Origin of the sequence: Arcicella sp. BE140 (genome assembly GCF_031456255.1) — a bacterium.
Lineage (GTDB): Bacteria > Bacteroidota > Bacteroidia > Cytophagales > Spirosomataceae > Arcicella > Arcicella aquatica.
Genome location: NZ_JAVDUE010000002.1, coordinates 342852 through 359463, shown reverse-complemented (window position 1 = coordinate 359463; position 16612 = coordinate 342852). Strand labels below are relative to the sequence as shown.

General features: G+C 34.6%; 11 protein-coding genes. 6 read left to right on the top strand and 5 right to left on the bottom strand.

What is annotated here, in order from left to right; genetic code table 11:
• Positions 1 to 191 precede the first annotated feature (191 nt).
• Genes tnpA through J2Y60_RS04805 form a run of 3 tightly spaced genes read left to right on the top strand, consistent with a single transcriptional unit; the run spans position 192 to position 2442 of the window.
• Positions 192 to 653 (top strand): IS200/IS605 family transposase, encoded by a 462-nt coding sequence (gene tnpA, locus J2Y60_RS04815; RefSeq protein ID WP_309914069.1) that lies wholly within the window; start codon positions 192 to 194, stop codon positions 651 to 653.
• 57 nt (positions 654 to 710) lie between these two features.
• Complete coding sequence (locus J2Y60_RS04810) at positions 711 to 1424, top strand: SIMPL domain-containing protein (protein ID WP_309914067.1); 714 nt, start codon at positions 711 to 713, stop codon at positions 1422 to 1424.
• A 49-nt stretch (positions 1425 to 1473) separates the two neighbouring features.
• Complete coding sequence (locus J2Y60_RS04805) at positions 1474 to 2442, top strand: hypothetical protein (protein ID WP_309914064.1); 969 nt, start codon at positions 1474 to 1476, stop codon at positions 2440 to 2442.
• A 22-nt stretch (positions 2443 to 2464) separates the two neighbouring features.
• Here the strand turns inward: J2Y60_RS04805 and J2Y60_RS04800 are convergent, their stop codons facing one another.
• From J2Y60_RS04800 to J2Y60_RS04780, 5 genes are all read right to left on the bottom strand, one after another.
• The gene (locus J2Y60_RS04800) at positions 2465 to 2950 is read right to left on the bottom strand and encodes a hypothetical protein (protein WP_309914061.1); all 486 of its coding nucleotides are present in this window, start codon (positions 2948 to 2950) and stop codon (positions 2465 to 2467) included.
• A 514-nt stretch (positions 2951 to 3464) separates the two neighbouring features.
• Positions 3465 to 4796, bottom strand: a complete 1332-nt coding sequence (locus tag J2Y60_RS04795; protein WP_309914058.1) for a vanadium-dependent haloperoxidase — start codon at positions 4794 to 4796, stop codon at positions 3465 to 3467.
• Between the two features lie 39 nt (positions 4797 to 4835).
• Positions 4836 to 8108, bottom strand: a complete 3273-nt coding sequence (locus tag J2Y60_RS04790; RefSeq protein WP_309914056.1) for a VCBS repeat-containing protein — start codon at positions 8106 to 8108, stop codon at positions 4836 to 4838.
• Positions 8109 to 8308: 200 nt separating this feature from the next.
• On the bottom strand, positions 8309 to 9892 hold the full coding sequence (locus J2Y60_RS04785) for a SusD/RagB family nutrient-binding outer membrane lipoprotein (RefSeq protein WP_309914052.1): 1584 nt from the start codon (positions 9890 to 9892) through the stop codon (positions 8309 to 8311).
• A 26-nt stretch (positions 9893 to 9918) separates the two neighbouring features.
• On the bottom strand, positions 9919 to 12999 hold the full coding sequence (locus tag J2Y60_RS04780; protein WP_309914049.1) for a SusC/RagA family TonB-linked outer membrane protein: 3081 nt from the start codon (positions 12997 to 12999) through the stop codon (positions 9919 to 9921).
• A gap of 653 nt (positions 13000 to 13652) precedes the next feature.
• Here J2Y60_RS04780 and J2Y60_RS04775 point away from each other — a divergent pair.
• The 3 genes from J2Y60_RS04775 (at position 13653) to J2Y60_RS04765 (ending at position 16535) form a co-directional block, all read left to right on the top strand.
• Positions 13653 to 14885, top strand: coding sequence for an ROK family protein (locus J2Y60_RS04775; RefSeq protein ID WP_309914046.1), 1233 nt, complete (start codon positions 13653 to 13655; stop codon positions 14883 to 14885).
• 257 nt (positions 14886 to 15142) lie between these two features.
• Positions 15143 to 15676, top strand: a complete 534-nt coding sequence (locus J2Y60_RS04770; protein WP_309914044.1) for a hypothetical protein — start codon at positions 15143 to 15145, stop codon at positions 15674 to 15676.
• A gap of 391 nt (positions 15677 to 16067) precedes the next feature.
• A complete protein-coding gene (locus tag J2Y60_RS04765) occupies positions 16068 to 16535 on the top strand; it encodes a MarR family transcriptional regulator (RefSeq protein WP_309914041.1) in 468 nt (155 codons plus the stop codon).
• The last annotated feature ends 77 nt before the right edge of the window (positions 16536 to 16612 follow it).

The window sequence follows — 16612 nt, the reverse complement described above, 5'->3', positions numbered from 1 at the left end:
AGGGATTAAATGTTTATAGCAAAAAATGAGAATGTTATATGCGACTCCGATAGAGTCGTATCGTTAATCTGTTTTTATTCTATAAATATTTGACCATTTCTGGTCAGTGGACTATTGATTTTTTGCTATAAACATTTAATCTCTTCGGGATTTGAAAATGAAAAATATTCTACACATTATCTTATAATAAAATGGCAGGCACATTTTCACAAATTTATATTCAAGTTGTTTTTGCCGTAAAAGGTAGACATAGTTTAATTGATTCTTCTTGGGAAGAAGAACTTTTCAAATACATTTCGGGGATTTGTAAAAACAAAGAACAAAAGTTATTGGCAATAAATGGAATGCCTGACCATATTCACATCTTGATTGCATTAAAACCATCATGCTGTTTATCAGATTTAATCAGAGAAATTAAAAAATCATCAAATGATTTTATCAATAGCAATAAATTATCCCCTTTCAAATTTCAATGGCAACAAGGATATGGTACTTTTTCTTATAGTCACTCAGCTTTAGATAATGTAATTGCGTACATCTACAATCAGAAAGAGCATCATAAAAACACTCCTTTAAGGAAGAGTATTTTTCTTTTTTTAAGAAAGTTTGAAATAGAATCTAAAGATGAATATTTATTTGAATGTATTGATTAATTTTCAAGAAAGAAACGTTGCTATAATTCCTTTGAACTCATCCCTAAAACAAACACCATGAAAAAACTCATATTAAATCTCGCCTTCATTTTAATCTCACTTGTTTCTTTTGGACAAACAGTTATTTCACCAGAAAACAGAATAGTTGTTATAGGAGAAGCCACAATAGAAATACCTGCTGACAAAGTAGTTTTCAATATCAAGTTAGAGTTTAATGATTCATTAAGTATACAAAAAGCCTACTCTATGCACAAAGAAGCAGAAACTAAGCTTGTTGTTTTTTTAAAACAGCTTAATATTCCTAATAAAAATATTAGTTACTCCTTAATCAGCATTGGAAAAGAGATTCATTTTGATAACGAAACGAACAAAAAAAAGGACTCATTTGGTACAAACCAAAGCATTAGCGTGACGATTGATGATGTTAAACAATATTCATCTTTTATGATGAATTTAATTACTGCTGGTTTTACAGATGTCTCTAGTTTTTTTACCTCTTCAAAGGAAAATGATTTTCATGATATACTTATTGAAAAAGCAATTGGAGTTGCTAGGAAAAAAGCATTGTCCATGGCAAAAGCTTCAAATAGGCAGATAATGAGAATTGTAAAAGTTAGTGATACCGATGATTCTGACCCTAGTTTGGGATATTATAATCATAACGAGTCATATGCGGTAGTTGCCGCTGCTGTTGGTGAAAGCTCGATTATGGAAATTCCACAAACAGTTACAAAAAACATGAAAGTAAAAGTAGTTTTTTCTCTCAAATAGAAAATAAAATAATAACCTTAGTAAAGAAAAACCTTTTAGCGAAACCTTCATGAAGAAACTATTAAATATTTTAAAAGTAATTTTCATACCAACTGGCTATGCGATTGTATTAAGGCTTTTTTTTGGAGTAAGTAGTTGGAAGGAATTATTTTCAGTAATGTCTATTTTATTTTTATTCTGTTTGCCCACCATTGTTGGAGCATTGGTGGTTTATTTTTCAAATGAGAAAAATACAAAACAAACTTCATACAAAGTATTCGCTCCATGGATACCTGTTTTTCTTTTTTTGTTTGTATCGCTAGGCTTTGGTGTAGAAGGCTGGGCTTGTTGGTTAATGGTTTTGCCATTATTTTTGGTAGCAGCCTCTGTTGGTGGTCTGATTGGTGGATATTTTAAAATGAAACACAAAGATAACAATGTATATGTTTCTATTTTAGTCCTTCTCCCTATTTTTGCTTCACCAATTGAAGCAATGATTGGCTTTATCCCTGGCACTTACCAAGCTTATACCTACATTGATATAAAAGCTCCTGCTGATAAGATTTGGAAAAATGTAACCTGTGTGAAAGAAATAAAAGAAAGCCAAGATAAAAGTTGGCTAACTAAAGCACTTGGCTTTCCAAGACCGATTAAAGCTGAATTAAATTTTGAAGGCATCGGGTCATATAGAGAAGCTATTTTTACAAATGGGTTAGTTTTTCATGAAACTGTATCAGAATATATCGACAAAAAGAAAATGACGTTTTCAATCAAAGCATATCCACATGAAATCCCTTCAACTACAATGGATGAACACGTTGTAATTGGTGGAGAGTACTTTGATGTTTTAAACGGAACATATGAGCTTGAAAAACTAAATGCAACCACTAATAGGCTGCATTTATATAGTCATTTTAAACTTAACACAACCTTCAATTTCTATGCAAGCTGGTGGGCAAAATGGATTATGAAAGATATTCAAAATAACATTCTACAAGTAGAAAAACTACGTGCTGAAAATGATTCTCAATCGTTATAATAGTGTTTCACATTCAAATACCCTACTGCAACTTAAAATACTTCATCGTCAGATTACATGAAAACATACTCTCCATATTAAAGTCTGTATGTCCAATACTTTTCAAATGACCAGACAACATGTCATTTAATGCTGATACGTGATTTACTTCCAAAAAGCCTAAGACTCTTTGATAAGTTTTAATCAAAAACTCGTCTCCGAACTGGCAAGAAATCATTACCGTTCTTATATTATTTGAAGCACGTGCCATCCCAAAATAGAATACAGATTGGTCTATTTCCGAATCTTCATAAAGCACTGGATTTTCTGGATTTTCAAGCGATTGGTATAAGATTGGATTCAACTCATTGAGTAAAGAGGTAGATTCATCCACTTGCGTTTTAAAATGTTGTTGCAACTCTGGCGTATAGACTGTCTCAGATAGTTTGCAATATACCTCTATACGTTGACGATTAATTTTAAAGATATTAATCAAGCCTTTCAGTATTTCTTCGTTGGTAATTTTCATGATATGTGTGTTGATGTTATAAAATGGATGACGACTCTATCTTTATTAATCATTCGCAAAAAAATACTATAATTTTGTAGTGAATATTACCATATTTAGGCAGATAAGCTGATAAGCGTAGTAAGCTTATTTATTAAAAAATTATACCAGTTGCTATAAATCGTCAATCATCTCGTTTTTTGAGTAAATAGCTCTACGAGATAAGTCTATAAGGGGAAAAAAATCATTATTATTTATTGAATGCTTCAAATTCGCTACATCATGTATGGCAAATCTAAAACAACGAATAAATGAAATATAGCACTAACGGATGAGGTTAAACGGTGCAAAAAAGGGATGATTGTAAAGATGAAACTTGAAAAAAGATTATCTTTTTAATTGAAGGAGAAGTTGATTGAAAAAATTCAATAACTTACTTTGTTAGGTAAGCTGAATTAGCTTTGTCAACTTTTAAAAAAGTTGACAAAGCTAATTCAAATATTATTACTTGCTTTAATATACGTTTAAGCAAGATTTATTGAGCAATTACTTTTTTAATAACAAAGTTACCAATATTAGCTCCTTGCTTTGCGCCATATTCTATAGAATCCTTAAAATGAATACCTCCATAGAATCGAGAAATAGCCGCTTCAGACGCAGCCTGTTTGAATGATTTAAACGAACGTTTCGGAATACCAAACTCTACTTCTACCACATCGGTATAGGCAAAATTATCTCCGACTAAATGCGTCAGAAGAGTTGCCACTGCCGAAGATATTACGCTATGCCCACTGGTGTACTCAGGGAAAGGCGGTGTTTGTAGTAATCCTCGCCAATTAGGATCTATTTGTTGATTGATAGCGGTTTCTGGTCTAATTCTATTACTTCTGTATTTTTCATCCCAACAAGAAATAAAGGCATCAGCCATCGTAATGCCCACCATGGCATGCCAACGTACTGCTTCAGCTAGATTGACTTTTTTCTGTAAACAAGCTATACCTGTAATACCCATCCAGTGTCCACCCGGAGATATTTTTTTGGTACCAAAACTAACATGCCCTTTTTGATTCAAGAAAAAAGGATTACAATCCCAAAAGTTAGCGATATGAATTTGTTCTTTCGTGAGATGTTGTGTAGCATCGTACACTTCTTTTACGAGTCCAAAAAAAGTACTATTTTTATCTTTGCTATATGGAATAGCGGGTGTTGGCTTGAATTGAGCGGCACTATCTAACACAAAAGGACGGAGCGTACGCCAATGTGGCTCGTAGGCTTCTGTATATGCCGGGGGTGTTGGTTGCCAATAGCCTTCTTTATTGATAGGAGTATATCGTAAATAACCACTCGTTTTTACATAGCCGTCTTTAGCGGCATATTTCACCAAGCGTTTTACAACAGAATCGGCATAAGCGATAGATACTTGCAAAGTTTGTGGCGTAATTTTTCGAGACTGTTCAACATTTTTCACCAATTCTTTACGAGCACTTTCTAAGGTATATCCCGAGGGCAACAAATCTTCGCCCATTCTTAATAACGAATAAATAGCTGCAAAGTCTTCTGCAATGGGTGAAGTAGATTTTAGATCATCAAAATTAGGATAGGCATTTAACTTCCCTTTCAGCTTTACTAATCTGGCATTGGCTACGTTATGCGACAAAATTTCATAAGGGGCTAAGTTGGCATAAGCATAATAACGTGCAGCTGCGCAGGGACCCGTAACATCGCTCACCATGACATCGGTAAGTTGCTTTAAAGCTTTTACATAAGCTTTTGTATCTGTCAAAGAATGCGTTTCTTTAGCATATAAGCTCGTTTGTAATAATATCCCCAAACACATTATTGCGTGGATAAAACCCTGTTTTTTCATTTTACTATTATTTTATTTGTGGTTAGGTTATCAGCTATCCTAATTATTATTACTTAATTGATAAGTTGAAATGGTATCGTTATTTCTAAAAAAATGCAACTGTTGTCCTTTTTTATTTTTCGTAATTACAATATCTCTGACTTCCCCTTTCACTTGCAAACCTGTTTGAGATTGTGGTAAATATTCAAATTGGCAATTACCTTTATTTACAAAAAGCATTCCATAATTGGCGTCCATTTTCCCTATTTTGATACGACTATGAAACTGATTCCCTGCAAGTATCAAATCCTTCAAACCATCTTTGTTTGCATCTATCAAACTAATGGCATAGACGGGGGCAAATTGTGCCTCAATAGGCAAAGCTATGGGCTGAAATGTGCCATTTCCCTTGTTTTCTAGCACAATCGATTGAAAGGAATTCGCTGTGAGCGTATCTGCTAATTTGAGTTGCTCGGCATTTAGCATATCTTTTAGCTCAGCATTGGAATAAGCGGCATAGGTTGTAAATTTTCTACGCAGGGCAAATACTTGATTCAAGGCTTCGTCACGACTGACTAAAGGATAGGCTTTTCCTTGAACATAATAACAAAGAAATGGGTCAATGGCTTCATTCTGGTCAAAATCACCATAGACCAACGACACAGGCTCTTTATCTGAAGGTTTTAGCTGATTATTTAAGCCGTAATTGCCCGCAATCACATCCAAATCTCCATCATTATCTAAATCGGCTAATTCCATTGTATTCCACCAACCTTTCTGTTCGTTACCTACAATAGCATTAGCATGTTGAACAAATGTCCCTTTATTGTTTATCCAGACGGTTATGGGTTGCCAATCGCCAGCAATAATTAAGTCATCCCATCCATCTTTATTAATATCTAAGCTTTGTGCAGTCGTAACCATCCCTAGCTTTTCAAAGGCTGGTGCTAGTGCTTTGGTAACATCTGTAAAAAAGCCCTTTCCATCATTTTGGAGCAGTCTGCTCGTTATTGCAAGTGGATATGAACCGGGTACTCCCCTCCCACCAATAAATAAATCAATGTCGCCATCATGGTCAAAATCTATGGCAGTAACACAGGCATCACTATTTACATCACCCGTAATTAGATTATCCTCTGCCTTTTTAAAATGTCCTTTTCCATCGTTGATATATAACCTATCTTGAAGTAATAAATCATCTGGCAAATAAGCATAACCTCCACTTACTACGTATAAATCAAGGTCGCCGTCTTTATCTGCATCAAAAAATAAAGCATCCGTATCCGTACACATGATGTCTGCTTCTATACTTGCTTGCTCAGTTCCTAACCAAGAACCATCAGCTTGTTGAATCACAATAGCGCCCGATTGCCCTTTTGAGCCTCCAATATAAATATCTTCTAAACCATCACCATTGACATCTCCTTTGGCTACTTTAGGACCCACATACGATAGCATATTAGGCAATAATAACTGACGTTTGAAATCATTATAATCATCCTCAACGTTTCCGTAAGGAATTGTATCTTTTTTGACGGCAACAAATAAGCTGGTTGTAGCTTTTGTAAGAATATCTTTAATGTTTTTCTCTGGACTTACAGTTAAAACTTGATTTGCTTTTACTGATTTAAATATTTGAGAAGTCTGATTAGCAAAAACTACCTTGACACTATCTATCAAAGTATGTTCACCTACACCAAAATGTAAGGGCATCAGCATACATGATTGAAATCCACGTGTTGGATAATGCTCTCGATATTGCATTTTTCCTTGATTGTATACCCAAACTTTAGCACCATACGTACTACTTTTACCCATATCGCCAAGCTGTACCTTTAAATAGTGTTGTGTTGTATGTTCATTTTGATAAATAGCGGCCTCGTGGTTTACGTTATTGGTAATAATTTCTAGGTCTCCGTCATTATCCAAATCTGCATAAACTGCTCCGTTCGATAATAAAAGCTGATCACAGTGCCAATCTTTCGTTTTATTTTCAAACTGCAATCTTCCGTTATTTCTAAAAATATAGTTTTGAGTAGCTGTAGAGGGCATTTCTTTTAAAATATCCATCATGGCAGTCGGACTTCCCTGAGCGGCTTTAAGTTCTTTGTCTGCATAAAACTTCATAAAATCCATGTTGGTATAATCACGCAGGTATCCATTGGTCACAAACAAATCTTTAAACCCATCATTATCAAAATCAGCTACTAAAGGCGACCAACTCCAGTCTGTATTAGAGATACCACTTAGCTGGCCGATTTCGCTAAACGTACCATCACCATTGTTCAGTTGGAGCATATTCCGCATAATCTGGTGATAAAAACCATTACGAATCATGCTTTTATAATTTTCATAATTCTCTGGGCCATACAACAGTTTTTGTCGGCGGTTATCTTCAGGAAGCATATCAAGGGTGAAAATATCTGGTAAACCATCATTGTTAATGTCTACTACTTCATTGCCCATTGAAAACTGGCTCAAGTGACCAACTGACTCTTCTAATTTATCTGTAAAAGTACCATCCCCATTATTGATATACAGATAATCTTGTTCGATATAATCGTTTGAAACATAAATATCAGGCCACCCATCAAGATTAATATCAGCAATAGCAATGCCTAATCCAAAACCTAAAGGATTGCCTTTGATATTAGCCTGTATACTGACATCTACAAACTTTCCCTTTTCATTCTTAAGCAAACGGTCGCCAGCGGTTTCATCACGCTGAGATTTTAGCACCGAGGCATCAAAGCGTTTATAATCTTTGATGCTATGGTTGAGTAAAAAACAATCTAAATCACCGTCTTTGTCATAATCAAAAAATGCAGCTTGCGTAGAATTAGTAGGTAAATCAAGACCGTATTCTGAGGCCTTTTCTTGAAAAATGAAGTTTTTTTGATTGATATACAATTTATTGCGGCGGGAATTTGCATCACCATCTCCTGAATAACATACATAAATATCTAGCCAACCGTCTTGGTTAATATCTACTAAAGTCACCCCTGTTTTCCATCCATTCCCTTTACTTATTCCTGCTTGTTGCGTAACATTTTTAAACTTTAGATTACCTACATTTTGGTAGATATGGTCTTGCACCATATTACCTGTAAAATACAAATCGAGCAATCCATCGTTATTCAAGTCACCAACTGCTACACCACCACCATTGTAAAAGTATTCATAAGCTAATACATTTCTTTTTTCAGTTTCTGTTAACTGATTCACGAAAGTTACACCAGACTCAGTGGAGGGCACAAACCTGAATTGGGCATTTACAGTGCTTGTAATTAACCCAAACAACATTTGTAGGAACAATGCATAAGTCAATTTCATAAGATTCTAAATTTGTGATGAATTATTGGTTAGGGGGTATTACAAATCAAAATATAACTTAATAAAATTAAGATACAAAATTTAGAACTTCTCTATCAGTCAAAATGCCTCCGTAAACAGAGGCATTTTGACATAGCTTTAATATTATAAGTTGTACTTTGGGCTTTAGGGTAAACCTAAAGCTCAAAACATTATTATTATTATTGTTTATCCCACCACATACGAGTAGTAAACAAGTCAGCTCCTTGCTGAGCAATTGCAGCGTTGTACTGAGTAGCATTTTTACTTGCTTCTGACTGAGGGTATTTCAAACGACGAGGAATAACACCACCAGTTTCGTTACCAATGTAGTTAGTCGGAGTTAATACAGGGTATCCAGTACGTCTCCAGTTTGCATACGCTTCATAAGAGTTCAAGAAGTTAACAGCCCAATACTGAGTATGGATTTGTTGCATCTGAGCATCTGTAGTTGTCGCTGTATATGGGTGAGCCGTCAAATAAGTAGTAATATCAGCGTCAGAAATTGTTGCACCATATATACTAAACATTTTCATAGCCGCTGTAACACCTTTGTTGTAGTGAGTAGCCGCTTGGCCATCGCCCCAACCACGCACTGCAGCTTCAGCTAATAAGTATTCAACTTCTGCATACGTTTGGAATACTGTTGGAGCTGCTGGACTAGCGATATAGTTTAGGTTTGCTTCAGAATATTCAGCCAAAGAATTGTCACCCCAAGTTGGAATCAAGTCTTTGATAGTCTTATTGTCATAACCATTTGGTAAGCCTTTTTGTACTGCTGGCAATGAACTTGTTGGCAATTGCGTAGCATCAGCATTTCCTTGCCACAAAGTAGCAATGTATGGCAAACGAGGGTCATTATTGTTTTTCAAGAAAGAAACAAACGTATTACTCAATTTGCTGTTAGCTTTACCTTTCAAGTTAGCGGCATCATACTCTTGAGTTCTCAAAGTATTACCATCTAAGTTACGGTTGTTATCGTTTGTATTTTGGTGATTAATCTTAGCAAGATCATCGTTGCTTTGCATTACACCAGCAGCGATAGCTTTTTTCACCCAAGTCTGAGCAGAAGCTGCATCAACTTTTGTTAAACGCATACCTAAACGCAACATCAATGAGTTAGCAAAACGTTTCCATTTTGCAACATCACCACCATACACAGGGTCAGCAGCACCATAAGTTGCTTTTGAAGCATCTAAAGCAGTACCAGCCGCTTCCAATTCTTTTAACAAATCAGCATAAATATCTGCTTGTTTATCATATTTTGGAGAATATACGTTATTCAAATAACCTTTACCAGCCTCAGAGTAAGGTATATCACCGTAAAGGTCAGTCATACGGCTATAGATATAAGCTCTCCAGATTCTAGCAATGTTGTACTTGTTACTTAATGCAGTATTATCTTTTGTTAAAGATACAATTTGCTCAATTTCTTTTACTTGGTTTTGGTAACCAGTGTCAAAATAAGCACTATAGTATTCAACGTTTGATAAATATTTATCCCCAGACCAGTAAGTAGTCAATGAAGCAAAATGTTGAATCATTGCACCGCAGTAAATTAAGTTGGCACGGTGGTTTTCGTATCCAGTACCAGCAGTTTTAACAATGTTATAAGTAAACAAGTTTTCTAAAACTGGGTCAGTAAGGGCGTTAGGGTTCTTGTTCATTTCTTCGAAACCACTATCGCATGATGTTGCTAACAATGAGGCTGCTGTAAGCATACCTGTTAGCATTAATCCTCTTTTTTGTTTTATATATCTAATCATTATTTCAAAAGTTTTGAGTAAAAAAACTAGAATTTAGCCATTAAGTTCAAGCCGAAACTACGTGTAGTTGGCACACCAAACATTTCTAAACCTTGAGCATTACTGTTGTTGTATGTAGATTCTGGATCAACATTTGGCACATTGTTGAATATCATCAACAAGTTACGAGCTACAAAAGAGATACTCAATGATTGAATTGGCGTTTTACCCAATACTGATTTAGGGAATGTGTAACCAAATGTCAATTGTCTCAACTTTGCGTAATTAGCATTATAAACAAATTCGTCTGTGATAGTAGTTGAGATACCAGTGAAGTAATCTTGAGCAGAAATCGTTTTAGTAAACGCTTCACCGTTTTCATCAACACCTTTAACCGTTACACCTGTTTCTCTGATACCATTTTCAGCAGTTCTTTGTGTTAAACCATATCTAGTAGCAAAAGCATTAGTTGCTGAATATAACGAAGCTCCGAACTTAGCATCAATCAAGAAGCTCATGTTGAAGTTTTTATAGCTAAACGAATTAGTTAAACCCATTGTTACTGGAGGTACACCTCTACCCAACTGAGTAAATTCTCCTTGGATTGGCAAACCAGTTGCTTTGTTATAAACGATATTACCAGCAGCATCTCTCTTAGCTCTATAACCAGCAATCATACCAAATGGCTGACCTTCAAAGTTATAGATATATCCGTTTCGAGTTCTTGATTCATCCAACGAAAGTGTTTTCAAACCTGGAGCAATCGTTGCAACCTTATTATCGTTGTAGGCAAAGTTGTAGCTAACATCCCATTTGAACTTTGAAGTTCTAACAGGGTTACCTGATAACAAGACTTCGATACCTTTATTTTCAACACGACCTACGTTCAACAATACATCTTGGTAACCACTCGCTGAAGAAACAGAAGCTTTAACAGCATCGTTAGTAGTAACACGGTTATATAATGTCAAATCGATTCCTAATCTGTTATTCAAAGTTTTCAATTCAAACCCTAATTCAGTAGTAGTAGTAGAGTTTGGTTTCAACGTTGAGTTTGGAATTGTGCTGCTACCAATATTCATTAATGGATATGTGAAGTATGGGTTCGACTGCAGAGTATATGGCAAGTTCAACGCATAAGCACCTGGATAGCCACCACCTACAGTAGCCCAAGAAGCACGTACTTTACCATAAGTCAACCAATTTGGACGAGAAGCCATAGCATCAGAGAAAACAAAGCCAGTACTTACCCCTGGATAGAAGATGCTATTATTCTTAAGAGATAATGTTGAGAACCAGTCATTACGACCTGTCAGAGTCAAGAACAACATGTTTTTGTAAGAGAAGTCAGCCGAACCATAAACCGAGTTTACAGCAATTTTATTATAATCATAGTCCCAGTTACTTGAAAGTAAGTTTTTAGGGAAATAATTAAATGGTACGTTGAACTGGCTACCACTAATACTAGACATTTCATTCGTTTTTGACATTTGGTTTCCTCCAACAAAAGCGTTAACTGAAAAATCGTTTAGTTCTTTTTGGAAACCAACTATTAACTCAGCATTAGTTTCTATAATCTTACGTTCACTTTGGCTCATGCTACCCGCTGTACTATAAGCAAGACCAGTAGGCTCTATTTGCCAGAATTTCAATTGGTTATAATCTGTACTTAAACGAGCTTTTGCATAGAAGTTATCGTTTAAGTTATAACGTAAGTTGAAAGAACCCATGAAACGGTTTCGATCATCTGTATTTTTTACCTTAGTAGTAGCAAAATATGGGTTTTGTGCATACACGTTATCATTCCAAAGAGATTCATAACCACGGCTATCAACACCTGGAGCTAAAGTACGAATATCAATACTTGTAGCCAATAATTGAGCTGCTACGTTAGGGTTTTTAGGGGTATCAGACAAGAATGAACGATTTTCGCCTTTTTCAACATTGTACTGCACAACACTTCCAAACAAAAGCTTATTAGAAAACTTTCCATTTGTACTCAAGTTAAATGATTTACGCCCAAAAGTAGCATTAGGAACAACACTTTTTGAATCAGCATTCGACATTGAGAAACGGAAATTCAAATTCTCGTTACCACCTGATACCGCAAGTGTATTAGAGAAGGTGCTTCCTACATTATAGAAGTTTTTGATATTATCTTTTTGAGCTACATAAGGACGAGCAACACCATCAGCCTGAATTACAGGAGAACCATCTAATTTAGCACCCCATGACATTTTACCAGCATCAAGTGCCTCAGCAACTGTTGTTGGTTTTGCACCACGCGTACCAGCACCATATTGATATTGATAATCAGACAACTTCAATGCCGTTTCAGCTGTATAAGTAGAGTTAAAATCTACACCTAAACCTTTTTGAGATTTACCACTTTTTGTTGTAATTAAAATTACACCACTACCAGCGCGGAAACCGTATAGCGCTGCAGATGCACCACCTTTTAATACTGTAACTGACTCGATATCGTCTGGGTTGATTGAGTTCAAACCATCACCTGTATCAAAACCACCCCACATACCAGCAGAGTTTACGTTAGTGTTATCAATAGGTACACCATTAATTACATATAAAGGTTGGTTATTCCCACTCAATGAACCATTACCACGAATGATTACACGGCTAGAGCCACCAGGACCAGTAGCAGTACTCGTAGCATTTACCCCTGCAATTTTACCCGAAAGAGCATTACCAAGGTTTAATTCACGAGCTTGTGTAAATTCGCTACCTTTTAATTCTGATACAGCATAACCAAGTGCTTTTTTATCTTTCTGAACACCTAAGGCAGTTACAACAACTTCATCAAGACTTGCAGCAGTAGCCTCTAATACAACATCAACAACAGTGCGATCTCCAACTTCTACTTCTTTAGTAGCGAATCCTAGCGAACGAAAAATTAATGTACTTCCTTTTGGTACATTAAGCGAGTAGTTACCTAAAACGTCGGTAACTGTTCCTTTGGTAGTTCCTTTAATAAGGACGTTAACACCCACCAAGGCAGATTGATTACTGTCAGAAACTTTACCTTTTATAGCCTGAGCAAAAAGCTGCGAGCTTGAAAAGAGTAGTAATGCAGTAATTAACATAGTAAAATTACTTTTGCATGCTTTCATTTTTTTTAAGATTACAGTGAAAAATAGACTTCTTTAATAAACTTGACCTAGGTCAAAAAAATGTAATAAAGACTTTAAGGAGGGAATTGGGTTTTGGAGTACATAACTTTATTTATTAATTAATTTGTTGCTCAATTGATTAGTTTTAGTCACACAGCCCGCCCCACTTTTGTTGTTGAGAAATACTATTTATTTAATTTAAATTAGTACAATTTCATTTATTTGTAAATAAAATTTATATATATTTAATACATAATAAATTTATTTAAAATATAGATTTTCGATACATAATCTAAAAAGTGAATAAATATAAGAAAATACTATAAGTTCTAACCAAAATAATTGAAAAAAGTAAAAAAAAATGTAAAAATTTCTTTTAATCGGAAATATGTTACACAATTTAAGATTATTTTACACTAGTAGACAAATTTATAAATTATGTAATTAGTAAAAAATATTAAAAAGTATTTTAAAAATAAATTAGGTAAAGGATAGCTCGGTTGTAGAGGAAATTATTTTTTCGTTCTTTTGTAATGAAACCCATTTAACTCTTGCTTTTATATTAGATAATTCGTTTTAACAAGACTATTTATTGAATACAAAAGCCTAAAATTGATAGCCTTATTTTTCACATAAACTCCATTTATTAAAACATGTCTTTTCATTCCCTAGAATCTTCTGAGATAGAAGTATTTGATAAAGAGTCCATCGTAGATAAGAAAAAAAATAGTTTAAGACGTAAAATATTACAAGACTTATACTTCAATGGGAATAAAACAATTGCTCAGTTAACTAAAGAGATTCATACCAGTGTTCCCTCTGTTACGGCATTACTCGAAGAATTGATGTCCGAACGTTGGATCATAGAAATCGGTCCAGCGGAAGCTCAGTTTGGAAGGAAACCCATTCTTTATACCTTAAATCCTAAGCAACGATATACTATTATCTTGGATATTGCTATTCATGGTTCTAAAGCAGCTATTATCAATTTGCAGAACCAAGTAGTATTTGAACAAGACATTCATTTTTGTTTAGAAGATAGCCCTGCTATCTTAGGTAAAATCTGTACATCTATTGATACCATCTTATTAAAGTCTGACATTCAGCTACAGGAAATCATCGGCATTGGTATTTCTATGCCGGGATTGATTAATCCCAACAATGGCTATAATTATACTTATAGAAAAATAAACCCTGAAAACCAATCGCTAGTTGAGTGGCTCAAAAACAATTTTTCTATTCCTTTTTACCTTATTAATGATACTCAAGCCACTATTATTGGTGAAAACCAATTTGGACTATCTAAAGGAATGCAAAATGTGTTGTCTGTAAATATGGATTGGGGTGGGGTTGGATTGGGTATTGTATTAAATGGAAAGGTTTTTCAAGGTTCAAATGGTTTTGCTGGTGAATTAGGACATATACAAGTAAAGGAAAATGGCGAGTTGTGTTCGTGTGGAAAAGTTGGGTGTTTGGATACGCTCACCTCGGCAGCATCATTAATTCGTAGAGTAAAAGAATGTTTGAAAGAAGGAAAAGTTTCCAGACTTGCTAAAACCAATCTTGCCGATATTGATATAGAGTTGGTGATAGAGGTGGCTAATGGTGGCGATGCCTTGGCTATTGATTTACTACATGATATCGGGAAAGAAATGGGTAAGGGATTATCTATCGCTGTGCATTTATTTAATCCAGAAGCTATCGTCATCAATGGTATTCTAGCAAAGGCTGGGCGGTTTATCAGTAACCCAATAGAACAAGCTATTAATAAATATTGCTTAGTAGATTTCAAGAGTAATTTAAATATAGAGGTTTCTTCTTTGGGTGAATCAGCACGTTTATTGGGTACTCAAGTTTATTTAATTGAAAACATCTTGATTGCCTAACCCTTAATAAGATAGCGATAGCACTACTATATATAGTAATGGATTCATCTTTATAAAAATAAACTTCCGCCTTAAAAGTACTCTTACATCTAATTTTTTTTTGAATTAGTAACGTAAACACATCATCGTATATCATGAATGTTTGTTTTTTTCCGATACCTCATAATTTTCATATTGATAATGATAGGAAATTTGGAATTTTATTAACTTTTTGATTACTTTTATGGACACGCCTTTTAACTAATTCACCAGAAGCAATGAAAAAGATTCTGTTTATCATTAGTATACTATCTTTAACAAGCTGTCAAAAAAACGTTTATTTGACAGGTTCTTTAATGCACCAACTTCAAGAGAATGAACTTGACCTTACTAGAATTCAATTTTATAACGACAATCCCCTTTATTTAGAAAGAGAAGTGCCCTCTTCAGATGCCAATATTAAATCTGGAAAAGTGGTTTTCAAAAATGGAAGATATATCAATAGGATTACCCTAGAAAAAAATACGCCTGGTGTAGTACAACTTGAGAACAACGGACATTTAATGATTGCCTTTGAAAAAAGTAATGAAGAAAGTTCTTTACGGTTTGGGCCTGTAGCAGGTGAAAAAGGAGAATATTTCTATCAACTGGTTGATGTTAACGGTAACCCGATGTTTTCTCGTATAGATTACGAAGGCAGTAAGTACCTTGTCGTTTATAAAAAACCAAGGGTTCGTATCATGCTTTCAAGAAGCGTTTTTACAAATATGAAAGTAAAAGTACGCAGAATGAAAGGGAACAAGATAAAGTAATGGTATCAACCCTCTGATTTTAACGAAATATTTGAAGAGTAAGCTTTAAAAGGCTTGCTCTTTTTATTTACATAACATTGCCATCTACCTTTTATGACAGATGCAACTAAAATTGATAAAACATTTATGTACTTGCTTATAATACTATCATTGTGTTCTATATTTTTAAACGTAGCAATTAACTCGTCTGAGGCAAAATACCTGAAAACATCTTGATTGAACAATCTTTGATTTTTAGTCTTTACTGATAAAGTGATAATGTCGACAAAATGATTAATTTAGTAGTATGCTTGCATAATAATTTTTTCCTCTCCATTTTTACCATATTATGCCAAGCATAACATTAAAATATCCAAAACAGAACCCATTCCTTTATAAATAATTGACCAATATGAAAGCAGACAAAACTGTAGATTATCACATCAAATCTGGTTGGCACGCCATTAGCAGAATGTATAATTCATTTGCCGCTCCATTCGACATGACGATGGCAATTGGTTATGTATTATTGAATATTGATAAAAAAGGGACTCCTGCTACCAAAATCGCTCCTGCTTTGGGGTTAGAACCCCGTAGTTTAACAAGAATGTTAAAATCTTTGGAGGATAAAAAATGGATAAGAAGAGAAACCGACGAGGAAGATCGTAGGGTAGTAAAGGTTTACCTGACAGAAGAGGGAAAAAGGAAAAGAGATAAAGCACGAGAAGGTGTATTATTATTTAATAATGCTATTTATGAAAAAATTGGGGCTGAAAAATTGGAGATTTTCTTTGAAGTAATGCAAAAAATTAGTGAAGTAGTAGATATCGATACTGCCGGCTATAAAGCTGATAACATTGGCGAAGATGAGTTTATTTAAAGAATTAGAGAGTGCGAAAATAATTTTAAATGTTATGCTTGCATAACATTTTTTTTATTGCTTATCTTTACATAAAA

Bases quoted from the DNA above. Each gene is read 5' to 3' on its own strand.
- tnpA (WP_309914069.1), top strand. From the start codon at position 192: ATGGCAGGCACATTTTCACAAATTTATATTCAAGTTGTTTTTGCCGTA.
- J2Y60_RS04810 (WP_309914067.1), top strand. From the start codon at position 711: ATGAAAAAACTCATATTAAATCTCGCCTTCATTTTAATCTCACTTGTT.
- J2Y60_RS04805 (WP_309914064.1), top strand. From the start codon at position 1,474: ATGAAGAAACTATTAAATATTTTAAAAGTAATTTTCATACCAACTGGC.
- J2Y60_RS04800 (WP_309914061.1), bottom strand. From the start codon at position 2,950: ATGAAAATTACCAACGAAGAAATACTGAAAGGCTTGATTAATATCTTT.
- J2Y60_RS04795 (WP_309914058.1), bottom strand. From the start codon at position 4,796: ATGAAAAAACAGGGTTTTATCCACGCAATAATGTGTTTGGGGATATTA.
- J2Y60_RS04790 (WP_309914056.1), bottom strand. From the start codon at position 8,108: ATGAAATTGACTTATGCATTGTTCCTACAAATGTTGTTTGGGTTAATT.
- J2Y60_RS04785 (WP_309914052.1), bottom strand. From the start codon at position 9,892: ATGATTAGATATATAAAACAAAAAAGAGGATTAATGCTAACAGGTATG.
- J2Y60_RS04780 (WP_309914049.1), bottom strand. From the start codon at position 12,999: ATGAAAGCATGCAAAAGTAATTTTACTATGTTAATTACTGCATTACTA.
- J2Y60_RS04775 (WP_309914046.1), top strand. From the start codon at position 13,653: ATGTCTTTTCATTCCCTAGAATCTTCTGAGATAGAAGTATTTGATAAA.
- J2Y60_RS04770 (WP_309914044.1), top strand. From the start codon at position 15,143: ATGAAAAAGATTCTGTTTATCATTAGTATACTATCTTTAACAAGCTGT.
- J2Y60_RS04765 (WP_309914041.1), top strand. From the start codon at position 16,068: ATGAAAGCAGACAAAACTGTAGATTATCACATCAAATCTGGTTGGCAC.